This is a genomic window from Acholeplasma oculi (assembly GCF_900166985.1).
Classification (GTDB): Bacteria; Bacillota_I; Bacilli_A; order Acholeplasmatales; family Acholeplasmataceae; genus Acholeplasma; species Acholeplasma oculi.
Window position 1 is genome coordinate 482,868 of record NZ_FUZK01000001.1, and the last position, 13,358, is coordinate 496,225.

The window sequence follows — 13,358 nt, forward strand, 5'->3', positions numbered from 1 at the left end:
TACAAAATAGAATTCCTTCCTTAAATTTGTTATATTATTAACATTTCTTTTATTTTTTTGAAATATAGTATAATATACTTGGATTATGAAAAGAGGTATAACATATGAAAGAAAAATTCGCTGCATTAATCATCATGGATGGTTTAGGTATAGCACCTGCATCCGATTCAAATTCAGTTACTTTAGCAAATACTGAATATTTAGATAATTTATTAAAGACTTATCCAAACACAACTTTAGTGACATCTGGAGAAAATGTCGGATTACCTGAAGGACAAATGGGTAATAGTGAAGTTGGTCACTTAAATTTAGGTGCAGGAAGAATTGTTTGGCAATCTCTTTCTAGAATCAATGTTGCTATTAAAGACGGATCATTCTTCAAAAACGAAGCATTTATTAAAGCTGTTGAACATACTCAAAAATTCAATTCTAAGTTGCATATTATGGGCTTAGTTTCTGATGGTGGAGTTCATGCACATACAAGTCATTTCAAGGCATTATATGACTTTGCTAAACAACAAAACATTTTAGACAAAACTTATTTTCATGTATTTACAGATGGTCGTGATACACCTCAAGAATCTGGTTATGAATTCGTTAAATCCTTAGTTGATTATGGTTTTAACGTTGCAACTGTATCTGGAAGATACTATGCAATGGATAGAGATAATAACTGGGATAGAATTCAATTAGCATATGATGCAATGACACAAGGAAATGCACCTCACATTGATTCTGCATTAGAAGGTATAAAAATGTCATACGCATCAGGTGTTCAAGATGAATTTATCAGTCCTTTTGTAGTAAACACTGCTGGATTAATTGAAGATAATGATTCTGTGATTTTTGCAAACTTCAGACCTGATAGAGCTATTCGTATGGCTACTGCTTTATCAAACCCTGAGGCTACAAAATCTTTATACACAGAAGGTAAACCATTACTTGATGTAACTAAAGCTCCTAAAAACATATGTTTTGTTTCCATGATGCATTATAAAGAAACCGTAAAAGGTTTCTTAGCATATGAGTTACAAAAGTTTGATGATTTATATGGTGAAGTGATTGAAAAAAATGGTTTAAACCAAATTAGAGCTGCTGAAACAGAAAAATATGCACACGTAACATTCTTCTTTGATGGTGGTAAAGAAGTTCCACTCGCACATAGTACAAGAATCTTAGCTGAATCTCCTAAAGTTGCTACTTATGACTTAAAACCTGAAATGTCAGCATACGAATTAACAGATAAAGTTATTGCTGAACTACGTACAAATAAATATCAAACTATGGTGTTAAACTTTGCAAATCCGGATATGGTTGGTCATACAGGATCTATAGAAGCTACTACTAAAGCAGTTGAGGTTACTGTTGAGTGTGTTGGTAAAGTTACAGATGTCATCATTAATGAATTAGGTGGCGTTGCAATTATCTTAGCAGACCACGGTAATGCTGAAAAAATGAGAGATGAAAATGGATTACCTCATACAGCTCATACTACAAACTTAGTTCCTGTTGTCATTACTAAAAAAGGTATAGAATTAGAACCAGGTGCATTATGTGATGTTGCTCCTACTCTACTTGATTTATTAGGTATTGAAAAACCTGCAGCAATGACAGGTAAATCCTTAATCAAAAAATAAGTAAACTACTAAAATTAAAACCCGATATCATCTATCTTTCCTTGTTATAGGAAAATAAATATCGGGTTTTATTATATTAATGTTCCATCTGCTTCTATTACAATAACATGTACATCTTTTGTAAGGATCGTATTTGCATCAATGCCAATATAGTTCTTATACTCAAATATATCATTTGAATCTTTACCCAGTAAAAAATGATTAAGACTTTTTACATGTGTATGTCCAAATATATAAATATAATCGTCCTTAGTCATTTTAGTAATCATATCATATGCATTTGCAAAATCACTTATCACCCATGTCGACATATCATTTAAAACATAACCTGCGTGGATTAATCTATACTTACCTATTTCAAAAATATCTATCATTTCATGTAACATTTGTACTAAAAATGGATACTTCTTAATAATGCTATTTCGAATTTTATCGATTGATAAAGCATCTTTATCAGCAAATTCAATTAGCGTATTTCCTAATCCATTATGTTTAATATTGAAAATTCCATCGTTTTTACCTAATAAAAAATCTTCTAAATATGTATCGTGATTACCACGTATCATAATCAGTCTACCTAGTTTATGAAAATGTCTCAAATAACCTAAAACATAAAGATTTTCGACACCTCTGTCGAAATTATCCCCTAGTGAAACAAGAATATGATTGTTATCAACCATATCAAATCCTAATTTATCTAACTTTTCAACTAGTGGTTTTAACGTTCCATGAATGTCTGAAAATATAAAGTACTTTTTCAATCTGTGCACCTCTTTTTTATATTTTATCATTTATCAAATCTTTAACTGTAGTTAAAACACCACTTATGGTTTATAATATGATTATTGAATTGCTTTGAAAGGAATACATATAGATGCTACAAAAAACAATACTTAACCAGGCACATAAAGACCTTGGAGCAACCTTAATCGATTTTAATGGTTTTGAGATGCCACTTTACTATACAACAATTCAATCAGAGCATACTTCAGTTAGAAATGATGTAGGTATGTTTGATTGTTCACATATGGGAGAGATCTTTGTTGAAGGTAAGGATACATATAAATTTCTTAATTTTGCACTTTCTCAAAGGATCCTTAAAAATAATAAAATCCAATATGCACTTATTCTAAATGAAAATGGTGGTATTAAAGATGATTTAATGGTTTATCCATTAAGTGATCATGAGGCATTGCTTGTTGTAAATGCATCCAATACGATTAAAGATTATGAACATTTATTAACTTTAAAAGATGGTTTTGATATACGCATAACAAATGAAAGTTCATCATATGGATTAATTGCACTTCAAGGACCTCGTGCATCTAAAATACTTCAAGCATTACAAATTGAGGAACTTCCAAATTCAATGGATTTTAAAGAATCAAAGTTATTCGGTCATGATGTTATTTATTCTAGATCCGGTTATACAGGTGAGGATGGTTATGAATTTTATGGTAATGCAAAACTCATACAACTACTTTGGTCTAAATTTTATCAGTTAGATGTTAAACCCATAGGTTTAGGCGCTAGAGATACACTTAGATTTGAAGCTGCTATGCCGCTTTATGGGAATGAACTTGATGAAACTATCAATCCTTTTGAAGCTGGTCTAAAATTTTCTGTTGATATGACTAAAGATGACTTTATTGGTAAAAATGCACTATTATCTATAGAAAATGATTTAAAAAGAAAACTCGTTGGCTTCGAATTACTTGAAAGAAATGTAGCTAGATCTCATTACGATATATACAAAGATGATATTAAAATAGGTTATGTTACAACTGGTTATATGTCTATTACAACTCAAAAAGCTATCGGATTAGCATACATTGATATACCTTTTAGTAAACTTGGTACAGAAATTGAAATTGAAATTAGGCAAAAGCGTGTCAAAGCAATCGTTAGAGATAAAAAATTTATAAAGAAAAATAATAAAATTTAAGAGGAGAACAAATATGAATAAAAATGATGTATTATATGCACCAACCCATGAATGGATTTTTGTAGAAGGTAATCGTGCAAAAGTAGGTATTTCATCTTATGCAGCAATGCACTTAGGAGATATCGTATTCTTCGATTTACCTAAAGTAGGTAAAACATTTAAAAAGGGTGAAGTATTTGCTGCAGTTGAGTCTGTTAAATCTGCATCTGATATTTATCTACCAGTAAGTGGTACAGTCGTTTCTGTAAATGAAAAATTATCTTCTGAACCTCAACTTGTTGGTGAAGATCCATTTAATGAATTTATTGTAGAAATCGAATTATCCAATCCTTCTGATTTAAGTGATTTATTGGATGTCAACGCATACGAAGCAACATTATAATTTGTAAAGGAGCATATCATCTATGCATAAATATCAACCACATACAAAAAGTGACATAGATCATATGTTAAAAGTCATCGGTATAGATTCTATCGATGACTTATTTCATAAGATACCTAAAGCACTGAGATTCAATAAAACGTATCAAATACCTTCACAGTATTCTGATTTAGAACTCACCAATTTCTTACAGTCTCTTTCAAAAGAAAATCAAGAACTTAAGGTTTTTAGAGGACATGGTGCTTTTGATGTGTATACCCCTTCTATCGTCAAACAGTTAACATCAAGACAAGAATTTTTAACATCTTATACACCTTATCAACCTGAGGTGAGTCAAGGTACTCTACAATATATTTTTGAGTATCAATCGATGATTTGTGAGATTACTGGAATGGATATTACGAATGCTTCCATGTACGACGGTCCAACAGCTACAGCAGAAGCAATGTTTATGGCTCTTGCTGAAACAGGCAAGAAAAAAGTACTTATATCCAGTACGATGAGAGACCGTCAAATCGATGTTATTAAAACCTATGGGCATTTTAGAGATGTCGAATTTTTACTGGTACCTGAAAAAGATGGTATCACAGATTTATCTTATTTAGAGGACAATTTAAAGGATTCTGCTGCAGTTATCCTACAAAACCCAAATAAATACGGTATTATTGAAGATCTAAATTCTGTATCTAGTCTTGTTCACCAACACCAAGCCTTGTTTATTTTAAATACAGACCCAAGATCATTAGCTATATTAAAAACACCTAAAGCTTTACAAGTTGATATCGTAACAGGAGATTTACAATCTCTTGGAATACCACTATCTTTTGGTGGTGCATATGCAGGTTTTCTAGCAACAACCAAAGCACTAATTAGAAAGATGCCTGGTAGAATTTGTGGTTTAACAAATGATGTTGATGGAAAAAGAGCATTCGTCTTAACATTACAAGCCAGAGAACAACATATTCGTCGTGCGAAAGCAAACTCTAATATTTGTTCAAATCAATCCTTAATGGCTTTAAGTGTTGCAATCTATCTATCCGCTCTTGGTAAAGAAGGATTTAAAGATGTTGCTAATCTATCCTTAGATGGTGCTTACTATTTAAAAGATCAATTACTGAAACTTAATCATTTTAAACCATTTACAAATCACCCACATTTTAATGAATTCACATTAAAATTTAATGGAGATTACGATAAGTTCAATGATTATTTACTTAAATACGGATATTTAGGACCAGTTTTACAACATGACAACTTATTAACATTTGCTGTAACTGAAAAAAGAACCAAACAAGAAATCGATCACTTCATAGAATTGGTAGGTAAATTTCAATGATATACTATGATAAATTAATATTTGAGATTTCAAAACCAGGTCGTATAGGTCATAATACTCCTAAAAATGATTTTCCTAAAGCTGTATTACCTTCATCCTTACTTAGAGATGAGGATGCAATGTTACCTGAGGTTTCTGAACTTGATGTTGTTAGACATTATACAAATGTTTCTAAGAAGAATTTTGGCGTTGAATCAGGATTTTATCCACTTGGTTCTTGTACAATGAAATATAACCCTAAAATTAACGATGAATTAGCAAGTCTTTCAGGATTTCAAAACATTCATCCACTTCAACCCATTACGCATGCACAAGGTTTTTTAAGGATTTATAACGAATTATCTATTTATTTATCTGAAATCACAGGTATGGATGCTTATTCTCTAAATACTTATGCTGGTGCACAAGGTGAATTAGCTGGATTAATGATTATTAAAAAGTATCATGAAGATAGAAAAGATTTTAAGAGAAAATTAATTATTGTTCCTGATAGTGCACATGGTACCAACCCTGCTTCTGCTACTGTTGCTGGTTTTGATGTATTAGAGATTCAATCTAATCCAGATGGAACAGTGAATATGGATGCTTTAAGAGCAAGTTTAAGTGATGAGGTCGCAGGATTAATGCTTACAAACCCTAACACTGTTGGTATGTTTGAAAAAGATATTTTAGAGATATCTGACTTAATTCATGATTGTGGTGGTTTATTGTATTATGATGGTGCAAACCTTAATGCTTTATTAGGTGTTTCTAGACCTGGAGATATGGGATTTGACATTACACATTTAAACTTACATAAAACATTTTCAACTCCACATGGTGGTGGTGGTCCAGGATCTGGCCCAGTTGGAGTCAAATCATTTTTAGCACCTTACTTACCAGGACCTATAGTTGAAAAAATAGATTCCAAATATCACTTGGTTACACCTTCTCAAACCATCGGACCATTATCAAATTTCTATGGTAATGCATCTGTCTACTTAAGAGCATATGTTTATATCTTAACGCTTGGTAAAGAATACATACCAATGATTGGTAAACTTGCAACCTTAAATGCGAACTATATCAAAGAATCATTAAAAGACTTATTCAAATTACCGATTAAAGAACATGCTATGCATGAATTTGTTTATGATGGCTTATTAAATAACCCACACCAAATTAAGACACTTGATATTGCAAAAAGACTTCTGGATTATGGTATCCATGCGCCTACAATCTATTTCCCATTAACATTTAGTCAATCGCTCATGGTTGAACCTACTGAATCAGAAAGTCTAGAAACACTCGATCACTTCATCGAAACGATGAGAACCATTGTTGATGAATCAAATCAAAACCCTGACATGATAAAAACAGCTCCACATCACACAATCGTTAGACGTTTAGATGAAGCAAAAGCTGCAAGAAATCCTATTGTCAAATTTAAAGACATTATCTAATACTTAGGTACAATGTAAATTTTAATACATTGTACCTTTTTTTATAGTTTTTCAACCTTTTTAAAATATGCGATGTAAAATGTAAGTGAAGGGTAGGTGTTTATAATGCTTTACTTCATAACAGGTGCACTTGGACATTTAGGTTACAATATCGTTTTAAAATTGTTAGAGGAAAAACAACATATAAGAGCTCTAGTTTTACCAGGTAGTGATATCACACCCTTAAAAAATCCTTTGATTGAAGTTTTTTTTGGTGATGTAACTTCTCTTGAAGATTTAAATCGTTTTTTTGATTTGTCTAATACTTCTTTTAAATATTCAGAGGTCGTTGTTATACACTGTGCAGGAATTATATCTATTTCAAGCAAGTATACTAAGAACATGTATCTTGTCAATGTTGATGGCACTAAAAATATGCTAGACCTTTCCATCTTAAAAAGAGTGAGTCATTTTATTTATATTTCTAGTGTTCATGCGATTAGAGAATTACCTAAACAAAGAGTAATGACAGAAATCACGCAGTTTGATCCTAAATTTGTCTATGGTCATTATGGAAAGTCCAAAGCTATAGCAACTTCCTATGTGAAAGAATATTATGTTAAAGGCTATCCTATAACAATCATTCATCCTTCAGGTATAATCGGACCAAATGATTTATTAAATGGTCATACAACAGAATTAATCAAAAATTATTTGAATAAGAAAATGTCAACCAGAGTAACTGGAGGATATGATTTTGTCGATGTAAGAGATGTTGCTGAAAGTATTTTATCCTTATCTAAACTTAAGAAATATGGTTTTTATATCGTATCCAATAGAAACATCCAAGTCAAAGAAATCTTTGAAACACTTAAAAAGATAAGTGGCAGAAAAACATACATTAAAGTATTATCACTTACATTTGTAAGAATTTTATCCCCTATTATAGAATCTTATTATCATGCTAAAAAACGTATTCCTTTATTTACGAATTACTCACTTTATACATTAAGTTCTAATGCTTTATTCAGTCATGAAAAACTAGACCATACCATTTTCTATCAACCCAGAGACTTAGAAGAAACTCTATTAGATACTGCAAACTACTTAATTTCAACCAATCAAATCCAAGATCCAAAAATTATTCAACATATTAAAGAATTTACAATAAACAGAAAAGAAAAAAAACCTCTATGAGGTTTTTTCATACTTACGAATGCTTCATAATTATTTTGTCGACAAATGATAATGTGTATTCTAAAAAATCACTTGTGTCACATATTTCATAATTTGTACCTAAAATTTCACCAAAGTAATACCTGAAATAATCTATTTCTCCATGATAATCTGGAAAAACAATACGTATTCTATTGGATATAAAATGCTCAATTTGATAGATACCTTTTTCACTTTTAAAAACAATCAAGTTTTCATTTTCCTCAATTAAGGTGAGTTCCTCTTGATATTTTTCCAAGTACAGCTTACAAAATATGTTATGAAGTTTTTGAATTCTTGATAGATTAGTCTTCTTGTTCAATATCGTAATGTTTATTAGGCTTTGTTTCAGCTTTTACAAATAACTTCGTATCTGCCGGAAACAATATATGGTAGATAGGAATAAGTAAAAATACCAACCATCCTGGATGCCAATAACCAAATGATCCTAAGACAACAAAAATAACTACAATCAATAATGAAAAAGTCATTCTAAATTGTTTTAACCCAACAAAATAAGGAACAATTGGTATAAGTAGGAAAGCAAGCCAACCCGGATGCCATAATCCCCAAACTAAACCTAATGTTAGGAATATTAAAAGTGATATTAAAGGTGTTGCTGCTACCACTCTTCTTTGCCATGTGAATTTAAACATTATCTATACCTCCGATTAATAATTCTAACGAATCTATTGCAGATTCGATGATTTCTTGTAACATATGATTCTTATAATAAATAATGAATACATCACTATTTGAATCTATAAAATCCATTCGATGTATCAAAGTTAAAAATGCTAATTTTGCTTCTATGGATTGATCTTTTATCGAACACGCTTTGACCTCACAACATAAGAATAACTTATGATATGCTGCATAATCCTTTATAAGTAAATGGTGTTTTTCAAGATATTTCATAAATATAATAATATGATTTCTAATACTATTTATATCTTTTTCAGTTTTTAGTATATGAAGCATACTTTTAAATGTTTGGATATGTTTTTTATAAGTAATCATATGTATCTAGTATAACATAACCTGCACCAAGTATCTTAGAACCGATATGTGCTCCAACTGTCGGTGTGATTGTTGAAACCAAACACTCATGAACATTATCCATTTCTTTTAAAATGCGTTCCCTAAACTTTAAAGCATCCTCTAACCTATTTGTATGTAAAACCATATAAGTTACTTTTTTATAGGATTTTGCTTCATCTTTAATACGCATGAACATGCTCTCGGTTGCCTTATGGTGTGTACGAACCTTCTCAATAGTTTCTATCTTACCATCTTTAGTTAGGGATAAGATAGGTTTGATTTTTGCTAGTATACCAATCGTTCCAGTAATATTTGATAATCTACCATTCTTAATTAAATACTTCAAATCATCTACAACAAAATATGCTTGCATTTGATTTCTAAGTTCTAATATCTCTTTTTCAATCTCATCAGGGTTTTTCCCCATAGAAGCTAGCTTTTCTGCAACAGATACTAAATACCCTTGTACAAGCGTTGCAGCTTTAGTATCAATAACTTTAAAGTTAATACCGGATACTTCACTTTGAACCAATCTTTTAATGTGTTTACCATAAGCTGAAAGATTTGTAGAGATTGGAAAATGAATGACATCCGTGTACCCTAGTTTTTTATACTCTATTACTTTATCTAAAACTTCACCTAATGTAGGTGCGGATGTGGTTGGTACAACATGTTCTTTTTCCAATCTTAAATAAAACTCATCAGCTGTGATATCCACACCATCGGTTAATGTTTCATCTCCGAAATGGATAGTTGTTTTTGTGATTTTAACTTGATGTTTAAAAGGTGCATACTCTAATCCACTGGATGAATCTGCTGTAAATCCTATTTTCATAATGAGTATCCTTTCAATAAATCCATACTATACATCATGACTTCTTTTTGTAAGTCTTGATCTAAATTAATTTTAGCATGTTTTTCAATTTTATTACCCTTATATAATTCAATCGGTACCTCTTGATTTTTCTTAATGATTGACTTGATATGTCCAGCAACTTGATTAGGGTCTTTAATAAACAATCTCACGCCACCTTCTAAAAATCTTAAAGGTTTAGGAATCATGTGTCGAATTTGATTCGTAAATACAATTCCAGGGTTGATTAATTTGATTTTTAAATCATTATGTATTGTTGCTAAATGGTGAAAGTATAGTCTTGAGAATAACTTTGAAATACCATATATTTTTATTCTGCCATATTGACTCATCATCGATATCTCATCCATATAAAATTTTTTACTTGCTGACATGGATGTTGTATGAAGTATCGTTTTTTCAGATGAGTTTAATACATTTTCTAATAAAATCTCATTCATGAGTAGCATGGATAAGTAATTGATTTGTAAGGCTTCTAAATGTCCATCTTTTGTCCAAGCATTTTTAGTTTGAGGGACAGCTCCTGCATTATGATATAAATAATCAATTTGCGGATGGTTTTTTTTAATTACGTTACTTACTTGATAGACATCTTCTAACTTACCAAAGTCCATTACATACGTAAAAATACGTCTTTTTGGAACTTCTTTTTTTACAAATTTTTCAAGCTCATCTAAAAGTAGTTGGTTTCTTCCAACTAAAATTAAATCAAATTGATCATCCATGAGATGATATACAAGTGCTTTACCTATACCACTTGTGGAACCTGTAATGAGAATTGTTTTCATATTAATCTGTGAATTGGAATATATCCAATTGTCTTCCATTTTGACGTTTACTTTCATCAATTCTTTGCCACTTCGAACTTCTACCTTTACCAAGTGGTTGGATTAAACCTTCATCTTTTAATCGTTTTAATGTACGGTCAATTGTAATCAAGGAAACCGTAGGATGTGCAAGTCTTATATCTTCTTTAGAGAAAATCTCTTTACCGTTTCTAATGGTAGCTTCGATATTATCGCTCTTATTTAATTTCTTTTCAAATGAATATTCTCTGGCAAAATCATTGACATGATCATATGCATTATTTAGAATATCCATAATAAACTTAGATAAAAGATCGGTATTTGGATAACCTGTATTATAGTAATAATTTGCTTGATTTAAAGCGAGTTTATATTGTTCCTGCTGTTTATAAAAGTATTCAAAAAATGAAACATACTTAAATACATTAAAATCTCTAAGTAAAAATGCATATAGAATGATGTATGCAATCAACTCATTATGAGATGAGAAAACAGATGCATTGACATAATCTATATAAAAATTTGTTATCAGTTGTAATAACTCATATTGTTTTGTTTTTTGTTGTGTATTGTATTCTTTGATTAATAGTTCCAAATGCTCTTTTAAACTAATCGTTTTTTTAGAAGAAAATAATGTTCCATCTGGTTTGCCTTCAGTGACTCTAAATTTTATAGGTTCATTATCTTTTGAAAGCATACGTGCTAAATTATCAAATTCGTTAGGAAAGAGTTCAAAATCTTTAGGGAATTTTTGAATCGATGAAAGTGCATGTTTGATATTAATCATTAATGTTTCAGCTTTATTTTTAGCCACTAACTTCTTTTTAGCAATGAGTTTAAGCCTTGCATCCGTTAGTGGCATATTTAACAACTTACCAATGTAAAAAACATTACTTTCTATCGTCTTTTTCAAGAATACATCTTTATCTTTATTAAATAATTCATCATAAAAGAACTCTTTACCCTTAGATTCATAAACTCTAATGAATAATAGAAGTGTCTCTGTTGATACTTGAAGTCTTGACATGTTAGAAAGTGCGATCATGTTTATTATCCTTTATTAATCGTGGAATGGTGAACCACCAATAAACTCAAGTAAAATTGAGTTTGATGGAATCAATGTAGAATCAATTTCTTTGAAATATTTCAAGAATTTGACCAATCTATTTGCAGTAATATAGTGTTTATCATCTTTAGGAACTTGTAAAAGATGAGGTAAAGCAAATTTGTTTAAAACAAGTAATTCATAGGTCAGTTCAGAGTTATAAATGAAGTTTGCAGTTTCTTGATGTGGATAAATCCATCTAAATTCACCACGACGAACACTACTCCACATATCCAGTGTTTGAGTCACTGGTGTATTTCTATATTTTTGATCTCTAACCATACGGCGGATTAATCTTAAGTCTGTCAGTGACAATGGATTATGATCATCAATATGAACTTGTGTATTTGGTGAAATAAAGATTTTGAATTTTTGATGGTTTGGAATAAGGTCTGTTAATTTATCATTTAATGCATGAATACCTTCAATTAAAATAGGAGATCCTTTTTTCAAAGTAATACTTGGTCCTAAAACACGTTTTCCTAGTTTAAAGTCAAATATCGGCATGGATACAGCTTTACCCATGACCAAGTCTGCCATATCTTGATTGAACTTCTTAACATCCAGTGCTTCAACGTGTTCTAAATCTGGGTTACCATCACTATCTTTAGGTGCTTCTGTCTTAGGTTTATAGTAATTATCCATGGATATCATCATAGGTTCAATACCTTTTGCTAAGAGCTCAATACGTAAACGATTTGTAAATGTTGTTTTACCAGAGGATGATGGTCCAGCAACAGCAATCAATTTAATATCTTCGATATTTTGAGCAATTTGATTACCTAAGTCAGAAAGCTGATTATTATGTTTTGTTTCGCAAAGATTCACGAAATCTACTTGTCTGTCTCTAGTTTCACTATGTTTATTGATATTTGCAATGGTATCTCCACCAATGATCTTACCCCACTTGTAAGCTTCTTTAAGAGATTTACCAAATGTTTTTGATCAACAAATTCTGGTAATTTGCCCATTAATTCCGCTCTTGGGAAGAATATTAAGAATCCAGGATGATAAAATTTCGCATCAAAGATTGTTAAATAACTTGTATTAGGTAACATATAACTAAACATATAGTTAATATAACTACCTGATTGATATAAGTTAACATGGTTTTCTTGTCTTAATTTTAAGGTTTCAATTTTATCTAAATAACCTTGTTTTGTGTAAAGTTCTGTTGCCTCTTCTTTTGTTACAGAAATTCTCTTAATATCTTCTTTTCTTGCAATAATCTCACGAACTTTGCTTAATATTTGATCGTAAAGTTCAGTTGAAAATTCTTTATTATCAATCGTTGCAAGTATAGCTCTTGAAATTGAGTATGAAAAACGAATTTTTAATGATGGATCAATTTCATAAACTGCCTTAGCAAATACATATCTCAATGTTGCTTCATATATACGCATACCTGAATGTGATTCTAAATTTCTAAACTCTACTTTTGCATCTGTAAAAAGTACATAAGAGAGTTCTCTCATACGACCATTAACTGTTGCAAACATTGCATCATGTATAGAAAGTGATTCTGCAATTTTTTCAAGAGTCATTGGCTCTTTTAATTCTAATTCTTGTTGATTTACAACAACTTTCATATTATCC

General features: G+C 30.6%; 15 protein-coding genes. 6 read left to right on the plus strand and 9 right to left on the minus strand.

Annotated elements, in window-relative coordinates; translation table 11 throughout:
* Positions 1-104 precede the first annotated feature (104 nt).
* Positions 105-1,637 carry a 2,3-bisphosphoglycerate-independent phosphoglycerate mutase gene (gene gpmI / locus B5X49_RS02330; RefSeq protein ID WP_045749566.1) on the plus strand — a complete coding sequence of 511 codons (1,533 nt, stop codon included), beginning with the start codon at positions 105-107 and terminating at the stop codon, positions 1,635-1,637.
* Between the two features lie 71 nt (positions 1,638-1,708).
* Here gpmI and B5X49_RS02335 read toward each other — a convergent pair whose 3' ends face one another.
* On the minus strand, positions 1,709-2,398 hold the full coding sequence (locus B5X49_RS02335) for a metallophosphoesterase (RefSeq protein WP_045749567.1): 690 nt from the start codon (positions 2,396-2,398) through the stop codon (positions 1,709-1,711).
* 113 nt (positions 2,399-2,511) lie between these two features.
* Here B5X49_RS02335 and gcvT point away from each other — a divergent pair, with 113 nt between their 5' ends.
* From gcvT to B5X49_RS02360, 5 genes are all read left to right on the plus strand, one after another.
* Complete coding sequence (gene gcvT, locus B5X49_RS02340) at positions 2,512-3,582, plus strand: glycine cleavage system aminomethyltransferase GcvT (protein WP_045749568.1); 1,071 nt, start codon at positions 2,512-2,514, stop codon at positions 3,580-3,582.
* 13 nt (positions 3,583-3,595) lie between these two features.
* Positions 3,596-3,964 (plus strand): glycine cleavage system protein GcvH, encoded by a 369-nt coding sequence (gcvH, locus tag B5X49_RS02345; RefSeq protein WP_045749569.1) that lies wholly within the window; start codon positions 3,596-3,598, stop codon positions 3,962-3,964.
* A gap of 22 nt (positions 3,965-3,986) precedes the next feature.
* Entirely contained in the window at positions 3,987-5,300 is a 1,314-nt protein-coding gene (gene gcvPA, locus B5X49_RS02350; RefSeq protein ID WP_045749570.1) for an aminomethyl-transferring glycine dehydrogenase subunit GcvPA, read from the plus strand.
* Positions 5,297-6,742 (plus strand): aminomethyl-transferring glycine dehydrogenase subunit GcvPB, encoded by a 1,446-nt coding sequence (gene gcvPB / locus B5X49_RS02355; RefSeq protein ID WP_045749571.1) that lies wholly within the window; start codon positions 5,297-5,299, stop codon positions 6,740-6,742. The genes gcvPA and gcvPB overlap by 4 nt, the downstream gene beginning before the upstream one ends.
* Positions 6,743-6,847: 105 nt before the next feature.
* Positions 6,848-7,918: an NAD-dependent epimerase/dehydratase family protein gene (locus B5X49_RS02360; RefSeq protein ID WP_045749572.1), complete on the plus strand. Its 1,071-nt coding sequence runs from the start codon at positions 6,848-6,850 to the stop codon at positions 7,916-7,918.
* Positions 7,919-7,931: 13 nt separating this feature from the next.
* On the opposite strand, the gene B5X49_RS02365 is transcribed toward B5X49_RS02360, so the two are convergent.
* From B5X49_RS02365 to B5X49_RS02400, 8 genes are all read right to left on the minus strand, one after another.
* On the minus strand, positions 7,932-8,195 hold the full coding sequence (locus B5X49_RS02365; protein WP_045749573.1) for a hypothetical protein: 264 nt from the start codon (positions 8,193-8,195) through the stop codon (positions 7,932-7,934).
* Between the two features lie 46 nt (positions 8,196-8,241).
* Positions 8,242-8,592 carry a hypothetical protein gene (locus tag B5X49_RS02370; protein WP_045749574.1) on the minus strand — a complete coding sequence of 117 codons (351 nt, stop codon included), beginning with the start codon at positions 8,590-8,592 and terminating at the stop codon, positions 8,242-8,244.
* Positions 8,585-8,854 carry a hypothetical protein gene (locus B5X49_RS02375; RefSeq protein ID WP_159444478.1) on the minus strand — a complete coding sequence of 90 codons (270 nt, stop codon included), beginning with the start codon at positions 8,852-8,854 and terminating at the stop codon, positions 8,585-8,587. Before B5X49_RS02375 ends, B5X49_RS02370 begins: the two co-directional genes overlap by 8 nt.
* 88 nt (positions 8,855-8,942) lie before the next feature.
* Positions 8,943-9,812 (minus strand): DegV family protein, encoded by an 870-nt coding sequence (locus B5X49_RS02380; protein WP_045749576.1) that lies wholly within the window; start codon positions 9,810-9,812, stop codon positions 8,943-8,945.
* Positions 9,809-10,639, minus strand: coding sequence for an SDR family NAD(P)-dependent oxidoreductase (locus tag B5X49_RS02385; RefSeq protein ID WP_159444479.1), 831 nt, complete (start codon positions 10,637-10,639; stop codon positions 9,809-9,811). Before B5X49_RS02385 ends, B5X49_RS02380 begins: the two co-directional genes overlap by 4 nt.
* A 1-nt stretch (position 10,640) precedes the next feature.
* Positions 10,641-11,684 (minus strand): hypothetical protein, encoded by a 1,044-nt coding sequence (locus B5X49_RS02390; protein WP_143228535.1) that lies wholly within the window; start codon positions 11,682-11,684, stop codon positions 10,641-10,643.
* Positions 11,685-11,717: 33 nt separating this feature from the next.
* Complete coding sequence (locus tag B5X49_RS02395) at positions 11,718-12,590, minus strand: uridine kinase family protein (RefSeq protein WP_045749579.1); 873 nt, start codon at positions 12,588-12,590, stop codon at positions 11,718-11,720.
* Positions 12,591-12,595: 5 nt separating this feature from the next.
* Complete coding sequence (locus B5X49_RS02400) at positions 12,596-13,351, minus strand: hypothetical protein (protein ID WP_045749580.1); 756 nt, start codon at positions 13,349-13,351, stop codon at positions 12,596-12,598.
* Between the last annotated feature and the right edge of the window lie 7 nt (positions 13,352-13,358).